Below are 17,396 nucleotides of genomic sequence, written 5' to 3'. Positions count from 1 at the left end.
GGGCACCCTTCGGCTCACGCTGCGTCATAACGTTCTCAAGGGCAGGCCCGGCAACTATGTTCGCGGAGAACATATTCGCAGTCCAGTTCTTCGGGAGGTAGGCCATGTCTGCACAGATCGACGTCGTCAAAATCGGGGGCAATATCGGCGCGCGGGTGGACGGGGTCACGCTCTCGGGCGATCTCGACTCCGCGACGCTGGCAACGATCAACAACGCTCTGCTGGCCCACAAGGTGATCTTCTTCCGCGGGCAGGATCATCTCGACGACGACGGGCAGCTCGCGTTCGCGCGGTCACTCGGCATCCCGACGATCGCCCACCCGACGGTCACCTCCCGCGGCGACACCATCTTGCCGATCGACTCCGACTACGGTCGCGCGAACAGCTGGCACACCGATGTCACCTTCGTCGACCGGATTCCCAAGGCGTCGATCCTGCGTGCGGTCACACTGCCGACCTACGGCGGATCCACCACCTGGGCGAACACGGTCGCGGCGTACGAGAATCTGCCGACATCCCTCAAGGCGCTGACCGAGAACTTGTGGGCGGTGCATACGAACGTGACCGACTACGCCGGAACAGCCGCGGAACTCGTCAATGCCAAGAATGCGGACGCCTATCGCGCCGAGTTCCAGTCGTCGTATTACGAGACCGAACACCCCGTGGTCCGGGTTCATCCCGAAACCGGTGAGCGGGCGTTGCTTCTCGGCAACTTCGTCAAACGCTTCGTCGAGCTCGGGAGCGTCGAATCGGCAGAGCTGTTCAATGTTCTGCAGGCCCGGATCATCAAGCTGGAGAACACGGTCCGCTGGAACTGGGAGTCCGGAGACCTGGCGATCTGGGACAACCGCGCCACGCAGCACTACGCGGTCGCCGACTACGACGACCAGTACCGCCGCCTGAACCGGATCACCCTGGCCGGCGATGTGCCGGTCGGTGTCGACGGTGAGCCGAGCCGAGTGGTGACCGGTGACGCCTCGCATTTCTCGGACATCGTCGATCCGCGAGCCTCGGATCGCGCCGTCGCGGCCTGACGCGTCCGCTGCAGTCCGTTCAATGGAACACTATGGCGATAACGTTCCATTGCTGCTACGGTTCTCGTATGACCGACGCAATAGACACGCCGTCTGTAGAAGTGGTGGACGACGCGGACCGTCCTGAGCTCGTCGGAGCTCCACTCGGCCCTGGATCGCTGACCTGGAAGTATTTCGGCGACAGTCGCCTGGGGCTGCTCGGGCCGCGTCCCGCGGTGCTGGAGAACATGCTGCCGGCGTTGGGGCAGGCCGTGATGGAGCATTCGGTGTTCTTCGACGATCCCTTCGCGCGGGTGAAGCGCTCTCTACCGGGAATCTATGGCACCGTCTACTCGCTCGAGGGCGACCCGGTGGGCCCGATGGTTCGTGACTTCCATACCAACATCAAGGGCACGATGCCTGATGGCGAGCGGTATCACGCACTGAATCCGGAAACGTACTACTGGGCCCACGCCACCTTCGTCGACGCGTTGCTCACCGGCACCGACCGCATGATCAAGAAGCTGACCGACGCGGAAAAAGAACAGATCTACGCGGAGTCGATCACCTGGTACCGCCGATACGGCGTCAGTGATCGCCCCATGCCCGCCACCTATGCGGACTTCGTCGAATACTGGGACCGCACCGTCGACGAGGTGCTCGTCCCGCACAAAACCGCACGATACGGCGTCGGATACGTCACGAGGGGTTATCCGCTGCCGCCCGGCATGCACCCGGTGGTGTGGAAGGTGTTGTCTCGTGTGGTCAACCCTTTCGCGGCGTTCATCACCACCGGTGGCATGCCGCCCCGCTCGCGGGAGCAACTCGAACTGCCGTGGAGCGAGCGCAAGGAACGCAACTACCGGCGGTTCTGCGCCGGCGTCCGCGCGATCGATCCGATCTACCGGCGTCTGCCGGCGAAGGTCCGTTACAACAAGTACGCATTGAAGGGATATGCGCAGGCCGGAGTGCGGGCCTGAGTGGTGGCCGTGTTCACTTGAGGCATGCACGTTCTGAAGAGGCTCGGCTCCAGCCTGACCGTGATCGGCTCGCTGGTGCTGATGATTTGTGTCGCACTCCTGTCGGTGAGCTGGGCAAATGACGGCAGATGGGGCTGGTTCGCGCTCGGGATGGTGATCATCGCCGTCAACCTGGTGTTGGTCGCGACCGAACTCCGGCCCAAGCCCAAGCCGTTGCCCTGGACGATGTCCGAGGTGCACGAGGTCACCGATGGCATCGACAACGAGGTCAACGCCATCCGCAAACTACGTCGCGCCGATCGCGGACTGAGCCTGGAGAAGGCCGCGAAACTGGTCCGTCAGGCGCGGTCCGAAGGCACCGAGGGCTGAACTGGGTCGTCGGACACCGATGGCGGAGCGGAGCCGTCGGCGAACTGCGTCCGGTAGAGCTCTGAGTAGCGTCCGCTGCGTGCCAGCAACTCGAGGTGAGTGCCGCGTTCGACGACCCGCCCGGCTTCGAGCACCAGGATCTCGTCGGCGGCCCTGATGGTCGACAATCGGTGCGCGATCACCACCGAGGTCCGCCCTTCCAATGCTTCGGCCAGAGCTTCCTGCACTGCGGCCTCCGACGTCGAGTCCAGGTGCGCTGTCGCCTCGTCGAGGATCACCACGCCGGGGTGGGCCAAGAGAAGTCGCGCGATGGTGAGGCGTTGACGCTCACCCCCGGACAACCGGTAACCGCGCTCGCCGACGACGGTGTCGAGTCCGTCGGCCAGGCTCGCCACCAGCCCGTCGAGGCGGGACCGCCGCAACGAGTCCCAGATGTCCTGCTCGGTGGCGTCGGGATTGGCGAGCAGGAGATTCGCTCGGACAGTGTCATGGAACAGGTGGCCGTCCTGCGTGACCAGTCCGATGGCGCGGTGCAGCGATCCGCTCTCCAGGTCGCGAATGTCATTGCCGCCGAGACGAACAGCGCCGGAATTGACATCGTAGAGTCTGGTTGCCAGCTGTGCGATCGTCGACTTGCCTGCGCCCGAGCTGCCCACCAGCGCCACCATCTTGCCCTCCGGCACGGTGAAGGACACGTCATGGATGACTTCTTCTCCGCCGCGTTTGTCCAGTGTCGCAACCTCTTCGAGTGAGGCCAGCGACACCTTCTCCGCTGAGGGATAGCTGAAGCTGACGCTGTCGAAGCTCAGCGACTGCGGCCCCGTGGGTGCGGCGATGGCGTCGGGTTTGTCGGCGATCAGCGGCGCCAGGTCGAGGACCTCGAAGACGCGCTCGAAGCTGACCAGGGCGCTCATGATCTCGACCCGTGCGTTCGCGAGGGCGGTCAGCGGCGCGTACATGCGGGTGAGCAGCAGCGCCAGGGATACCACGGCGCCGGCGTTGAGGTGTCCGTTGACCGCCAGATATCCGCCGAGTCCGTAGACCAGGGCCAAAGCGAGGGCCGAGACCAGAGTCAGCGAGGTGACGAAGATGCTCTGCGCCACCGACCGCCGGACGCCGATGTCGCGGACCTTGTCTGCGCGCACCGCGAACTCGTCCGATTCCTGCCCGGGCCTGCCGAACAGCTTGACCAGCGTCGCCCCGGGTGCGGAGAAACGTTCGGTCATCTGCGTCGACATCAGCGAGTTGTATTCGGCTGCCTCCCGGGACAGTGCGGCCATGCGCCGACCCATGCGACGGGCGGGTATCACAAAGAGCGGCAGCAGGACCAGGGCGAGCAGGGTGACCTGCCAGCTGATCGAGATCATCACCGCCAGGGTCAGGGTCAGGGTGACGATGTTCGACACCACACCGGAGAGCGTGTCCGAGAAAGCGCGCTGCGCGCCGATCACATCGTTGTTGAGTCGGCTGACCAGGGCGCCGGTCCGGGTGCGGGTGAAGAACGCGACCGGCATCTTCTGGACGTGATCGAACACCGAACGTCGAAGGTCGTAGATCAGTCCCTCACCGATGTTCGACGACAGCCAGCTGACCACGAGGCCGGTGGCGGCCTCGGCCGCCGCGATGATCGCGATCAGCACCGCCAGCCAGATGACCGTCGACGCCGGACCGTCGCCGACGATGTTGTTGACCACCCGTCCGGCCAGGATCGGGGTGAGGACGGTGAGAACCGCGACGATGACGCTGAGCACCATGAACACCGTGAGTTTGCCGCGGTGCGGTCGCGCGAATGCTGCAATACGGCGCATGGTCACGCCGCGGTCTTGTCGCCGGCGTTCCTTGCTCAGATTCGGCGCGTTCATCGACCTGTACATCGTGTTCCACGCAACTGACTCCATACTCATGATCTCCACAGTAGAAGTTCAAGTTCACTTGAAGTCAACGACTTCCGCCGAGGGCTGAATCGGACCTGTCGGAAAAGAGCACCTGGGCGCCCTGTGATGAACTGGAATGACTACACGGCGGATGAGGGAGATGGTCTGGTGGCATTGCGACTCGGATACAAGGCTTCGGCAGAACAGTTCAACCCGCGTGAGCTGGTCGAGATCGCGGTGGCGGCCGAGGAACACGGTATGGATTCGGTGGCGGTGTCCGATCACTTCCAGCCGTGGCGGCATGAGGGTGGGCATGCCCCGTTCTCGCTGGCGTGGATGGCCGCGGTCGGTGAGCGGACCAATCGGGTGCAGATCGGTACCTCGGTGATGACGCCGACGTTCCGGTACAACCCCGCGGTGATCGCGCAGGCGTTCGCGTCGATGGCCTGCATGTATCCGGGGCGGATCATGCTCGGTGTGGGTACCGGCGAAGCACTCAACGAATACGCGACCGGCTTTCAGGGCGAGTGGCCTGAGTTCAAGGAACGTTTCGCGCGGTTGCGTGAGGCGGTCCGGTTGATGCGGGAGTTGTGGACCGGCGACGAGGTGAACTTCGACGGCGAGTACTACAAGACCCAGGGTGCGTACATGTATGACATCCCCGAGCAGCCGGTGCCGGTGTACATCGCTGCCGGTGGGCCGGTGGTCGCCCGCTATGCCGGTCGCAGCGGTGACGGTTTCATCTGTACCTCGGGCAAGGGCATGGAGCTCTACACCGAGAAGCTGATCCCGTCGGTGAAAGAGGGCGCGGACAAAGCCGAGCGGAACTTCGAGGAGATCGACCGGATGATCGAGATCAAGATCTCCTACGATCCCGATCCCGAGTTGGCCTTGGAGAACTGTCGGTTCTGGGCGCCGCTGTCGCTGACCCCGGAGCAGAAGCACAGCGTGAACTCCTCGACCGAGATGGAACGGCTCGCCGACGAGTTGCCGATCGAGCAGGTCGCCAAGCGCTGGATCGTCGCCTCCGATCCTGATGAGGCCGTCGAGAAGGTCAAGCAGTACACCGACGCCGGCCTGAACCACCTGGTGTTCCACGCACCGGGCCACGATCAGCAGCGGTTCCTGACCAACTTCCAGAAAGACCTCGAACCCCGCCTACGCAAGCTCGGCTGACCGATCTTGGTGGGTTTTGGCGACCATATCCCCAGGTGGGAGTCGCCAAAACCCACCAAGATCGGAGAGCTACATGCGGGAGTAGCGGGCCATCGCGAAGCTGTATAGGCCGTAGGCTGCGATCCCGATCCCGGCGAGGATCAGTAAGAACTTGCCGAACGGAGCTTCGCCGAGGGTCTTGACCGCCCCATCGATGCCCGTCGCTTTGGAGGGGTCGGAATTGATGGACGCCACGATCACCAGGACCCCGGCACCGATCAGGACGAGTCCTTTCGCCGTGTAGCCGGCGATACCGAGCGGGGTGATGACCGTTCCACCCGAGACCTTGAGATCATCGAGGAAGTTCTTGGTCACGCCCTTGTAGACGTGGTATCCGCCGATGGCGATGATCACCAGGCCTGCGACGACGAGCAGTGTCTTACCCGCGGTGTTCTCCATCAGGCGAGCCGACAGTCCGGCGCTCTGCTGACCGCTCGACTGGCCGGTGCCGCGTGCGAATTGAAAAGCGGAGAAGGCGAACCCGAAATAGACCAACGCGACGCCGGCCGCTTTCGCGCGATCGAACAGTTTGGACGCACCCGAATCGTCGTCGCCCGGTTCGGTGGCATGCGGACCGACGATGGCCTCGGCGACCCGCCACAGCGCCATGGCCAGAAAGGCGACCGCCGCGATCCACAGCATCGTCTTGCCGCCAGGGCTGCTTCCGAGGGTGCCGAGCGCTCCGGACTGGTCGGCATTGCCGCCTGAGCCGAAGGCAATCCGGATGATGATGAATGCGATCAAAAGGTGAACCAGCCCGCTCACGATGTGGCCGGCCCGAGCCGCCCGTTCGAACGCCGTGCTGTCGGTGGCTTTTTCCACCGCGCCACTCACTCGATTTTCAGCCATGGGCACCTCTGACGTGTAGTGATGAGACGGGGCGCGGTCTGGACCTCGTGGACTCTTCAACATTAGTGGGCCTATGGTCGGCTTCGTCACAGGAGGCCGCTTCTGGCTCGACCCAAGGGCGCTCAGCGCCTACGTTGGGGAAGCTTGATCAACCCATTCGTGGTCCACCCGGAGGGTCGATCGCAAATGCACGTCAGCCAAGAAGTGAGTCAGCGCCGACTCCGGCGGCATCAACCTCTCTCACTCCAGGAGACTCACTTGCAGTTCTTTCCCCTACTCGTCGTCCTTCAGGGCATCCTCTTGTCGACATGGATGATCTACGGCATGGCCGCGATCATCGTTCGCCGCGCAGACCACACGCCGCCTCAGGCGGCCTGACGCACGTCGACCCGCTCTCGGAGCAGGTCGATGATCCGCCGTACCGCCGGGTTGTCGCGTACCGCCTCGCGGGTTCGGACGGCGACGGTCCGCATCGGTGTTGGATTGATCAGCGGCCTGGCCACCAAGCCCGGTGGCAGCATCCCGATGCCGAGTCGGGGCAGCACGGTGATCCCGACCCCGGCCGCGACGAAACTGATCGCGGTGGGGTAGTCGTGGGTCTCGATGTGGAATCCGGGACTGAAACCCACCACCGAGCAGGCATCGAGAATCGACTGCCGGCACGGGCCGCGCGACACGTCGTTGTCGACCCAACGCTCGTCACGCAGCGCTGCGAGTTCGACCTGTTCGCGGGCGGCGAGCGGATGATCTTCGGGCAGCACCACCACGTACGGCTCACTCAGCAATTCCTCGACGTCGTATCCGCGCAGCGACGTCGACGCGGCGCCCTCGACGTAGATCTCCACATCGGGATCGCCCGACGAGTCGTGTGCCAGTTCGATGAGGCGCAGATCAACGCGGAGCCTGGGAAATTCATGGGTGATCGCGGCAATCACCGGGGGTATCCAGGCGGCGCCCGCCGAGGCGAAGTAACTCACGGACAAACTTCCCACGCGACCCGACCGCAGGTCTGCGACGAGCGACTCCAGTTCCGCCAGGCGTTCGAGTACCTGCGCGGCTTCCTCGGCGAGGGTGCGACCAGCGGCCGTCGTCTCGATGCCGCGACCATGTTTCTCGACGAGGGTGAGACCGGTTTCCCGCTGGAGCGCGGTGAGGTGCTGGCTGACCGCCGATGGCGTGTAGCCGAGCGCGGAGGCCGCCCCATTGATCGAGCCGGCCGCGACCACGGCTCGGAAGATACGTAAGCGATGCACATCCAGCATTCTCCGACCGTACAGTCGGACTGAAATGTCATCAAGTAGTAATCGCTTGTGCTTACGTATTTCGTCGGCGACAGTGGACACATGAAAGCCAAGCTCTCGGGCAACCTCGCTGTCGTCGCCGCCGTGATCACGGTGTTGCTCTGGGCGTCCTCGTTTGTTGTCATCCGGTTTGCCGGAGACTCGTTGTCGCCCGGCGCGATGGCGTTCGCCCGGCTCTCGGTCGGGGCGGCCGTCCTCGCGGTGATCGCGGTGCGCTATCGCAGACCCATCCCGCGCGGCCGGGCGTTGGCACTGGTCATCGGTTACGGACTCTTGTGGTTCGCGGCGTACACCGTGCTGCTCAACTGGGCCGAGCAGCACCTCGACGCCGGTACCGCGGCACTCCTGGTCAATCTCGCGCCGATACTCGTGGCGATCTTCGCCGGCCTGTTCATGGGTGAAGGTTTCCCACGACCACTGGTCATCGGGATCGTCATCGCGTTCGCCGGTGTGCTGCTGATCGCCCTCGGTGGCTCCGGTGGCAGCCACAACGACCGACTCGGCATCACCCTCGGCCTGATCACCGCAGTGCTCTACGCGGCCGGCGTTCTCATGCAGAAGGTTGCCCTGCGCACGGTGGACGCGGTCACCGCGACCTGGGTCGGCTGCTTCGCGGGCCTGCTCGCCACCACTCCGTTCGCGCCGCAAGCAGTGAGCGAACTGGGCGACGCATCCGCAGGAGCCATCGCAGGCGTGGTGTTCCTGGGTGTCGGGCCGACGGCGATTGCCTTCTTGACCTGGGCGTACGCCCTGTCCCGCACCGATGCGGGCAAGATGGCCGCGACCACCCTCGCGGTACCCGCCATCGCCATCGGGCTGTCCTGGATCTTCCTCGGTGAGGTTCCGACCGCGCTGGGGCTGGTCGGCGGTGCCATGGCGCTGACCGGCGTCGCGATCAGCAGGCGCCGTCCGCGCCAACAACCCGCCGCGGTCGATGCCCAGGTTCCTGAAACGAGTCCGACCTCCTAACCTTCTTGTATGGAGCGAGAGCGGATGGTCGACGCTGCCATCGCGGTGGTGGAGAGATTCGGCGCGCGCGCACTGAGTCTGACGTCGGTGGCCCGCCACGCGGGTGTCGGACGAGCGACGGCGTACCGGATGTTCGGTGGCCGCGACGCGCTGGTCCAGGCAATCGTCGAACGCGAGGTCAGGACCCTCGGCGATCTGATCAAGGAATGGACGGCGTCCACCTCCGATCCAGCGGACAAGGTCCGGATCCTCGTCATCAACGTGATGGACTACATTCGCAAACACGAAGCGCTGCAATACATTCTGCAGAACGAGCCCGAAGAGATCATCACCACCCTGGTGGCCCGCGGCCCCGACCGGGGCACGGACGTCACCATCGTCGATCTCATCGTGGCCAACAGTGTGGGCAACTTCGAGGGCGAACCCGAACTGGAGGCAGCACTGGTGCCCGATTCGCGCCGCGCCACCGAGCTGATGGTTCGAGTTGTGTACTCGTACATGCTGATTCCGCGTAGCGCGATGTCTGATGAGGACATCGCCGACATGGTGGTGCGATCGGTCATCCGTTAGTCCGATCTTGGTGGGTTCGGGCGAGCATCTGCCCAGTTCGGCCACACCAGAAGCCACCAAGATCGGGTACTACATCTAAGGTGGGCGGCATGGGCTCTTCATCGTCGAGCAGCATCTATCTGGCCTCACCCGAAGGGGACACCGGCAAGTCGACGGTGGCGCTGGGGGTGTTGCACCTACTCGCCGCCTCAGGGGGACGCGTGGGGGTGTTCCGGCCGATCTCGCGGACCAACTCCGGCCAGCGCGATTACATTCTGGAACTGCTGATCGAACACGATTCCACCGACCTGAGCTACGAAGACTGCATCGGGGTCACCTACGACCAGGTGCACGCTGATCCAGACGCTGCGTTGAGTGAGATCGTCACCCGCTTTCATGCCGTTGAGCAGCGGTGCGATGCCGTCCTCGTGATCGGTTCCGATTACACCGACATCGCCAGCCCGTCCGAGCTCAGTTTCAATGCCCGGATCGCCGCGAATCTGCAGACGCCGATGCTGTTGGCTCTCAAAGCCGCAGAACGCAGCGAGGCCGAGGTCGTGGGTCTGGCGGAACTCTGTCTCGCGGAGTTGGCGACCAATCACGCCCAGGCGGTTGCCTTGATCGCGAATCGCTGTGATCCAGAGCGGCTGGTCCAGGTGAGGGAGGCCCTCGAATCAGCGACCGGACTGCCGGCCTGGGCTCTGCCGGAGGATCCGGTACTGATCGCCCCGACAGTCGCCGAACTCATGGCCGAGCTGGGAGGCGAGATCTACAGTGGCGACCCCGAACTGCTGAGCAGGGAGGCGATGCACGTGATGGTCGGGGGGATGACCGTCGAGCACATCTTGGAGCGACTCACCGAAGGGTTGGCAGTGATCACCCCGGCAGACCGGTCCGATGTGCTGGTCTCGCTCGTCGCCGCGAACGCCGCCGAGGGCTTCCCGAAACTCTCGGGCATCATCCTCAACGGTGGGCTGATGCCGCATCCCAAGATCGCCGCTTTGATGGAGGGGTTGCAGTCGCCGCTACCGATCATCACGTGTGAACAGGGAACGTATGAAACAGCGCGTGCGGCCGCACACGCTCGGGCCCGCATGAACATCGATTCGGTCCGCAAGATAGACGTCGCGCTGAACCTCATGGAAGAGCACGTCGATTCTGTGGGGTTGCTCGAGAAGTTGCAGCTGCCGATCCCCGAGGTGGTCACACCCCAGATGTTCGAGTACCAGCTGATCGAGCAGGCCCGCAAGAACAAGAAGCGAATCGTGTTGCCCGAGGGCGGAGATGACCGCATCCTGCGGGCAGCGGGACGGTTGCTGCGGCGGCAGGTCGCCGATCTCACCATCCTCGGCGAGGAGCGCGCGGTCCGTGACCGGGCTGCCGAACTGGGCATCGATCTGTCCGATGCAGTGGTGATCGACCCGGCGACATCCGAACTGCTCGACGAGTTCATCGAGACCTACACCGAGCTGCGCAAGCACAAGGGGATGGACGCGCAACGGGCCCGCACGATCGTGCAGGACGTCTCCTATTTCGGCACACTGATGGTGCAACTCGGTTACGCCGACGGCATGGTGTCGGGGGCTGTGCACACCACCGCGCACACCATCCGGCCGGCGTTCGAGATCATCAAGACCGTGCCGGGCGTGTCGACGGTGTCGAGTGTGTTCTTCATGTGCCTCGCCGATCATGTTCTGGCCTATGGCGATTGTGCAGTGGTGCCCGATCCGACGGCCGAACAACTCGCTGACATCGCGATCTCGTCTGCTGCCACGTCTGCCCGTTTCGGTATCGAGCCGCGGGTTGCGTTGCTCTCGTATTCGACCGGGGAATCGGGCAGCGGCGCCGATGTCGAGAAGGTACGTGAGGCTGCCAAGCTAGTCCGCGAGCGGGCGCCGGAGTTGTTGATGGAAGGTCCCATCCAGTACGACGCCGCCGTCGACCCCTCGGTGGCCAGCACGAAGATGCCCAATTCTCCGGTGGCCGGACAGGCGACCGTGCTGATCTTCCCAGATCTCAACACCGGCAACAACACCTACAAAGCCGTGCAGCGCAGTGCCGATGCCGTGGCTGTCGGACCGGTTCTGCAGGGTTTGCGCAAACCGATCAACGATCTGTCCCGGGGCGCGCTGGTGTCCGACATCGTCAACACCGTCGCGATCACCGCGATCCAAGCCCAGGGGCAGCCAGATGGCCAGTGATACCGTACTCGTCCTCAATGCGGGGTCCTCGTCGCTGAAGTATCAGCTTGTGCAACCCGATTCGGGGGAGGTCATCGCCTCCGGCGTGGTCGAACGCATCGGTGAGAGCGGTGCGACGGTCAAGCACAGACGCGGCGATGAAACCCATGAGTTCGTCGGCAAGATCGCCGACCACCAGGAGGGTCTGGAGAAAGCTTTCGAGCTCTTCAGGGAGGCCGGGCACGACCTGGCGGAAGAAGGCATCACTGCCGTGGGCCATCGGGTGGTCCACGGCGGACCCAAGTTCTACCGGCCAACCGTCGTCGACGATGAGGTCATCGCCGAGATCAACGAACTCGAAGATCTGGCACCGCTGCACAATCCCGTAAATCTTCTCGGTATCGAGGCAATCCGGGAACTACTTCCTGACGTGCCGTCGGTGGCCGTCTTCGACACGGCATTCTTCCATGATCTTCCCGACCATGCCGCCACCTACGCGATCGACAAGGACCTCGCCGAGGCACACGATATCCGGCGTTACGGTTTCCACGGGACGTCGCATGAGTATGTGTCGCAACAGACTGCCGAGTTCTTGGGTGCGGATCCGGAGAGTCTCAACCAGATTGTCCTGCATCTCGGTAACGGTGCGTCGGCGTCTGCCATCGAAGGTGGTCGGCCGGTCGAGACGTCGATGGGCCTGACCCCGCTGGAGGGTCTGGTGATGGGTACCCGCAGTGGCGATATCGATCCCGGGGTGGTGATGTACCTGCGGCGGGCCGCAGGCATGGATGTCGACGAGATCGACGCCGTGCTGAATCGGCAATCCGGGTTGAAGGGGTTGTGCGGCGAGAACGATTTTCGTGCGTTGACCGAACGGGTCGAGGCCGGGGACCCGGATGCGACGCTGGCATACAACGTGTACATCCACCGGTTGCGTAAGTATGTGGGCGCCTACATGGTCACTCTTGGTCGTACCGACGCGATCGTCTTCACCGCGGGGGTCGGCGAGAACGCAGCGAGGGTGCGGACCGATGCGATGGCGGGTCTGGAGAATTTCGGGATACAGCTCGACGCCGAGCGCAACAACTCGAAAAGCCGCGAGGCGCGCGTCATCTCCACCGATGACTCAGCGGTGACCGTGCTGGTGATCCCGACCAACGAGGAACTGGCCATCGCCCGGCAATCGGTGACAGCTCTTGAAGCCCGGGCCTGACCACCACCCCAAAATTCGCGCCACGTGTCGGCGTTCGCGCCGGTTGCAACCGGCGCGTTTGTCGGTACGTGGCGCGAATTCGGGCTAGAACAACGTATGCGGGCGAACGAAGTTCGCCAAGTCGACGAGTAGGAACCGCTGGGTGCGGTTCATGGTGCCGCGTGCCAATTGGCGCAGTGACCGTTCGCATCCGACGCGCAATCCGTGGTCGTTGAACTTGTACCCGAGGATATCCCCGCGCGCCGAGGCGTCGGTGGGGGACTGGTCGGGGCGCCGGTGGATCCAGCCGAGCGCGATGCCGAGCACCAGGATCACGAGTCGTTGTTTGCGGGGTTCGCTGTCGGGCATCGACTCCAGGCGGTGTGCGGCTTCACGGAGCTGGTCCTCGTGGACCTCACCGGGGTCGCGACCGTGGACGAGGGTGAGGATCGACGTGCAACTCGCGGCATTGAAGTGGCGACTCGTCGGCGGGACATCATCAAGAGCCTTCACTGCGCCCTCCACGTCGCCGCCCGCGTACCGCATGCGAGCAAGACCGAAAGCGGCCGTGACGATCGCCCTGTCGGTCTGCCACAACGAGCGATAGTGTTGCAGCGCAACGTCATGATTGCCCATCAACTCGGCAGTGGCCGCGACCGCGAGCTTGGGTGCCACCTCGCCGGGCATGGCGGCGAGTACATCGTTGAAGCGTGCGTGCGCCCCTGCGACGTCATCGATCAACAGTGCGCCGAGCCCGAGGAACCACTCGGTCCGCCACGACTTCCCATGGTGTTCGGTTGCCTCGTTCAGCAAGTTGAGTGCGGTCTGTGCCTCGCCGAGTTCGAGGTACGCGCGCGCTTCGATCAGGTCGATCTCGCGGGACGGATGGTCATCGGATGGGTCGGTCCCGATCACCGACGACAGACCGCCCTCACGTGCGCTGCGGATCGAGTCGAGCGTCTGGGTCGGTTCGGACAGCGCTGTCGAATTGAGCAGGCCGGCAGCCGGATCGGACTGGTCGACCAGCGGAACCGGTAGGGCGGCGACGACGTCGGTGGTGTCCAGGGTGATCCGCGCGCGGATCGGTTCGAGGATTCCGTCGACCGGGGCGAGCATCATCTCGGTGCCGAAAGTTGTTCGCTGCGGACTGAATACGGTCGACAAGCCCGGACGCGGGATCCCGGACTTCGCCGCGACGGTCTCGCGCAGCACATTGAGGAGCTGACCGGCCATCTCGTCCGCGGAGGTGAAACGTTTGGCGGGATCGGGATGGGTGGCCCGCTGTAGCAACCGATAGAACGACGGGTTGTCCGCGAACGTCTTCTCGTCGGAGGGGTCGGGTAGTCCGTCGAGGTAGCGTCCCTTCTCCATCGGCATGTCGGCGGTGAGCACGGCGAGAGTGCGACCCAGACTGTAGATGTCGGTGGCCACCTGCGGTCCGGTCTGTACGATCTCGGGGGCCTGGAAACCCGGGGTGCCGTAGAGGTGCCCGTAGCCGTTGATGGGGGAGACGGCGCCGAGGTCGATCAGTTTGACGTCTTCGCTGCCGATCATGATGTTCTCGGGCTTGATGTCGTTGTAGACAAGGCCGACCGAGTGGAGATAGGACACTGCGGGCAACACCTCGAGCAGGTACGCGATCGCCTGTTCCGGTGGTAGTTGTTTGCGACGGGCACCTGATTCGTCATCGTGCGACGAGACGATGTCCTTCAGGGTGCTACCACCGACGTACTCCATCACGATGTAGCCGAAGGTGTTGCCCTTCGGGTCGTGGTGTTCGACGAAGTTGTAGATCTTGACGATCCCGGGATGGGACACCGAGGCGAGGAACTGGCGTTCGGCCAAGGCGACGGCCTGTGCCTGAGCATCTTTCGAGTTCAGCAGCCCCTTGAGTACGACGGGACGATCCGAGACGTTCCGGTCGATGGCGAGATAGATCCAGCCCAGGCCGCCGTAGGCGATGGCGCCCGAGATCTCGTACTGGTCGGCGACCATCGTCCCTTTGTCCAGCCCTGGTACGAAAGAGTAACGGGCGCCGCAGTTCTCGCAATTCCCGGTGAGTGGTCCCCGCCCTTCTCCGGAGTTGCGGGCGACGGGCTTGCCGCATTTCCAGCACAGCCGTTTACCCTCGGATATGACAGGGTCGGCCATGACCGCATCCGCGGGTTCGATGTCGTGCACCCGAGGTACATCGACAAGCCCGCCACCCATGCGCCGACGGCTCCGGGAGCTACGACTGGTCGGGACCATGAACGTCGGCTGACTGTTCGCAGTGGTGACGGCAGTCGGTTCGGTGAAGGCCATGTCCCAGCGCACAGCCTGGGTGCCCACGTCCAGGTCCGCAGGCGATGCGGCCTGCGTGCCGACCTCGGGGTCGTTGTCGGGTGTCTTCTCTGTGGTCACGATGATCGCCTCAATCGCGGTATTTCGGTTGCGGCGGATAATATTTCGGTCCGAGGATGGACAACCAGCGGTCGTAGATGTCGAACCAGGTGCCGTCCTGTCGCATCTTCTGCAGCACGCCGTTCGTGAAGCGAACCAGATCCTCGTTGTCTTTGTGGATCCCGATGCCGTAGGGCTCCTCGCCGATGCTCTGCCCCACGACGTGGACGTAGGGGTCCTGGGCGGCCATCCCGGCGAGGATGGCGTCGTCTGTGGACACCGCGTCGACCTGCCCCTGCTGGAGCATCACCAGGCAATCGGCCCACGATGAGACGGTGTCGACGATGGCGTCGGGCACCCGCTGCTGGATGCGGGAGATGGACGTGGTGCCGCGTGCGGCGCAGACCCGTTTGCCCGCGAGATCTGCGACCCCGTTGATGTTGGAGCTGCGCATCGTCAGGATCCGTTGTGATGCTTCGTAGTAGACCGTCGAGAAGGCGATCTCCTTGAGTCTCTCGCAGGTGATGCTCATGGTCTTGACCACCACGTCCACGGACTCGTCCTTGAGGGCTTCGATCCGATCACCGGAGTTGAGGATCTTGAACTCGACGCGTTCGGGGTCACCGAAGATGGCGCGAGCCAACTCTTTCGCGATGTCGACGTCGAAACCTTCGATAGTGCCGCTGATGGGGTCGCGGAAGGAGAGCAGATTCGAACCGATGTCGAGGCCGACCTTGACCCAGCCGCGCTGCGCGATGGTCTCCATGGTGCTGCCTGGGGGCATCTGGCCAACCGGTGGGAGCGGTCCCGGAGTGAGGGATTCGGTCGCGTCGCACTCTTCTGTGGCCGGTGTCGGCTCGACGGGGACGTCGCTGCTGACCCCGGCGGGCGCGGGCCAGCTCGCGGTGGCCGACGGCGGGAGGCTGTCCGGCGCGGCGGCGTGGACGCAGCCGGCGAGGGACGTCGCGGTGATGAGGAGAGCCCCGGCGAGTGCGGTGGTGCGAGCGCGCATCCGAATGCTCATCGGTACTCCCTGATCCGCGGGAACAAGCCGGCCAGCGCCGCGACGGCGGCCGCGATACCGAGCAGCATGATCCCCAGTCCTGCGTACCCGATCACCACTCGGGCGGTGTTGATGTCGTCGCGGAATGTTTCTCTGGTCTTGGTGATGCCCTCGACCAAGGCCATGTCGAGTCGGGTGTAGGCCGCGGCGGCACCGTCCGGATTGTCGCCGACGGCGATGGCGGTCGCTCCGTTGAAGTCGCCGGCGTTGGTGCGCTCGAGCATCGCTGCATGCGCGTCGCGCCACATGGCGAGGGCGGCGGCGGCCTCATCCACCGAATCCTCGGCGACGTCTTTGCGTTCGTCGTCGCGGTACTCGTCGAGCAGATCGCCGATCTGTGCGGTCGCGTCGGCGTACCCCGCTTCCAGGGTTTCCTGATCACCGCGCCGCACCAGCGACAACGTCTCGTCGGACCGGGCCTGCTGGATCAGGATGCGCGCCGACGTCAGCTCACGTAGCGGCGCTGCACCACGGTTCTCCGCATTGCTGGTGGCGTTCACCGAGAGCAGGCCGCCGACGAGGAGCCAGAGCAACCCGATGACCAGGAACCCGACGCCGCTGAGCAGTCCGACGTTGAACCGTCGGCGACTGCGGCGCGCCACGTAGACGTGGGTGCCGACCATGACGGCCAGCACCAGGACCAGGGCGATGTAGACGCCCCAGGGTGGGGTGGTGAAGTTGGTCCTGGCATCGCCGATGGCGTCGGCCCGCTCGGTGTACAACCGTTCGGCAGCGGGCAGGATCGTCGACTGCATCATGTTCGACGCTTCGCCGAGATACGCGGAACCGACCGGGTTGCCGAGGCGGTTGTTGATGCGAGCCGATTCGATGAGTCCGGTGTAAACGGGGATCTGCGACGACAGGATGGTGAGATCCTCACGGATCATGCCGTTGTCGATCGAGGCGCCGCTGACCGATTGGACCAGCGCCTGCCCCGACGTCGCGATCGCGTCGTTGTAGCGTTGCCGCAGTTCAGCCGGCTCCAGCCCGCCCGAGATGAATGCGGTGTTGGCCGCGGCGTCGGCAATGGACAGTGAGCTGTAGAGAACCTGCGATGCCTCGGCGAGGGGTTCGGTCTCGACGATCATCCCCTCGAGCGTGCTGGTGCGGTCGTCGAGTGTGTCCGAGGCGTACCAGCCGACGGTGACGCACGAGATGACCAGCACGATGGCGAGCAAGAACAGTTTGCCCGGGCTGGTCCACGCCAGTTGCCGAATGTTGGTGAAGGGGTTCTGGGCGCGTTCGCGGGTCAGCACCATCAATTCGCGTCGCGTCAGCGGTGCCGGGCGGTCGGCGGCCCGCCGAAAGCGGTACCCCTGCGTCCTGTCCGCACGCATGAGCCGGGTACGCAAAGAGGTTGCGTTGCCGCCGGTCACACGATCCCTTCTTCCCGGAGTTCGCCGGTTGCTCAGGGTTTCTGCCTGAGAGGATTTTTTGTAGCTGTAACCGACATTACTGCG

Annotated in this window: 14 protein-coding genes; 8 read left to right on the top strand and 6 right to left on the bottom strand. The window is 64.2% G+C overall.

Going from position 1 to position 17,396, the window contains the following annotated elements; all coding sequences use genetic code 11:
- Positions 1-104: 104 nt before the first annotated feature.
- The 3 genes from DFR67_RS12935 (at position 105) to DFR67_RS12925 (ending at position 2,362) form a co-directional block, all read left to right on the top strand.
- On the top strand, positions 105-1,034 hold the full coding sequence (locus DFR67_RS12935) for a TauD/TfdA dioxygenase family protein (protein WP_110469956.1): 930 nt from the start codon (positions 105-107) through the stop codon (positions 1,032-1,034).
- Between the two features lie 68 nt (positions 1,035-1,102).
- The gene (locus DFR67_RS12930; protein WP_110469955.1) at positions 1,103-1,993 is read left to right on the top strand and encodes an oxygenase MpaB family protein; all 891 of its coding nucleotides are present in this window, start codon (positions 1,103-1,105) and stop codon (positions 1,991-1,993) included.
- Positions 1,994-2,017: 24 nt separating this feature from the next.
- A complete protein-coding gene (locus DFR67_RS12925) occupies positions 2,018-2,362 on the top strand; it encodes a hypothetical protein (RefSeq protein ID WP_110469954.1) in 345 nt (114 codons plus the stop codon).
- Here the strand turns inward: DFR67_RS12925 and DFR67_RS12920 are convergent.
- Positions 2,332-4,266, bottom strand: a complete 1,935-nt coding sequence (locus DFR67_RS12920) for an ABC transporter ATP-binding protein (RefSeq protein ID WP_110470112.1) — start codon at positions 4,264-4,266, stop codon at positions 2,332-2,334. The two genes, DFR67_RS12925 and DFR67_RS12920, sit on opposite strands and share 31 nt — an antisense overlap.
- 96 nt (positions 4,267-4,362) lie before the next feature.
- Between DFR67_RS12920 and fgd the strand changes: the two genes are divergently transcribed.
- Entirely contained in the window at positions 4,363-5,412 is a 1,050-nt protein-coding gene (gene fgd / locus DFR67_RS12915) for a glucose-6-phosphate dehydrogenase (coenzyme-F420) (RefSeq protein WP_110469953.1), read from the top strand.
- 69 nt (positions 5,413-5,481) lie between these two features.
- Here fgd and DFR67_RS12910 read toward each other — a convergent pair whose 3' ends face one another.
- The gene (locus DFR67_RS12910; protein WP_110469952.1) at positions 5,482-6,300 is read right to left on the bottom strand and encodes a DUF1206 domain-containing protein; all 819 of its coding nucleotides are present in this window, start codon (positions 6,298-6,300) and stop codon (positions 5,482-5,484) included.
- Positions 6,301-6,665: 365 nt separating this feature from the next.
- Positions 6,666-7,562: a LysR family transcriptional regulator gene (locus tag DFR67_RS12900; RefSeq protein ID WP_110469950.1), complete on the bottom strand. Its 897-nt coding sequence runs from the start codon at positions 7,560-7,562 to the stop codon at positions 6,666-6,668.
- An 81-nt stretch (positions 7,563-7,643) separates the two neighbouring features.
- Between DFR67_RS12900 and DFR67_RS12895 the strand changes: the two genes are divergently transcribed.
- From DFR67_RS12895 to DFR67_RS12880, 4 genes are all read left to right on the top strand, one after another.
- Positions 7,644-8,570, top strand: coding sequence for a DMT family transporter (locus DFR67_RS12895; protein WP_110469949.1), 927 nt, complete (start codon positions 7,644-7,646; stop codon positions 8,568-8,570).
- 9 nt (positions 8,571-8,579) lie between these two features.
- Complete coding sequence (locus DFR67_RS12890; RefSeq protein WP_110469948.1) at positions 8,580-9,140, top strand: TetR/AcrR family transcriptional regulator; 561 nt, start codon at positions 8,580-8,582, stop codon at positions 9,138-9,140.
- Between the two features lie 89 nt (positions 9,141-9,229).
- Complete coding sequence (gene pta / locus DFR67_RS12885) at positions 9,230-11,320, top strand: phosphate acetyltransferase (RefSeq protein WP_110469947.1); 2,091 nt, start codon at positions 9,230-9,232, stop codon at positions 11,318-11,320.
- A complete protein-coding gene (locus tag DFR67_RS12880) occupies positions 11,310-12,512 on the top strand; it encodes an acetate kinase (RefSeq protein ID WP_110469946.1) in 1,203 nt (400 codons plus the stop codon). The genes pta and DFR67_RS12880 overlap by 11 nt, the downstream gene beginning before the upstream one ends.
- Positions 12,513-12,596: 84 nt before the next feature.
- Here the strand turns inward: DFR67_RS12880 and DFR67_RS12875 are convergent, their stop codons facing one another.
- Genes DFR67_RS12875 through DFR67_RS12865 form a run of 3 tightly spaced genes read right to left on the bottom strand, consistent with a single transcriptional unit; the run spans position 12,597 to position 17,273 of the window.
- The gene (locus DFR67_RS12875) at positions 12,597-14,894 is read right to left on the bottom strand and encodes a serine/threonine-protein kinase (RefSeq protein WP_342766730.1); all 2,298 of its coding nucleotides are present in this window, start codon (positions 14,892-14,894) and stop codon (positions 12,597-12,599) included.
- Positions 14,895-14,904: 10 nt separating this feature from the next.
- A complete protein-coding gene (locus DFR67_RS12870) occupies positions 14,905-15,897 on the bottom strand; it encodes a transporter substrate-binding domain-containing protein (protein WP_110469944.1) in 993 nt (330 codons plus the stop codon).
- Positions 15,894-17,273 (bottom strand): hypothetical protein, encoded by a 1,380-nt coding sequence (locus DFR67_RS12865; RefSeq protein WP_110470111.1) that lies wholly within the window; start codon positions 17,271-17,273, stop codon positions 15,894-15,896. Before DFR67_RS12865 ends, DFR67_RS12870 begins: the two co-directional genes overlap by 4 nt.
- Positions 17,274-17,396: the final 123 nt, after the last annotated feature.

Origin of the sequence: Williamsia limnetica, from assembly GCF_003217475.1 — a bacterium.
In the GTDB taxonomy this organism is placed as follows: Bacteria; Actinomycetota; Actinomycetes; order Mycobacteriales; family Mycobacteriaceae; genus Williamsia; species Williamsia limnetica.
This window is presented reverse-complemented; position numbering and strand designations above follow the sequence as displayed.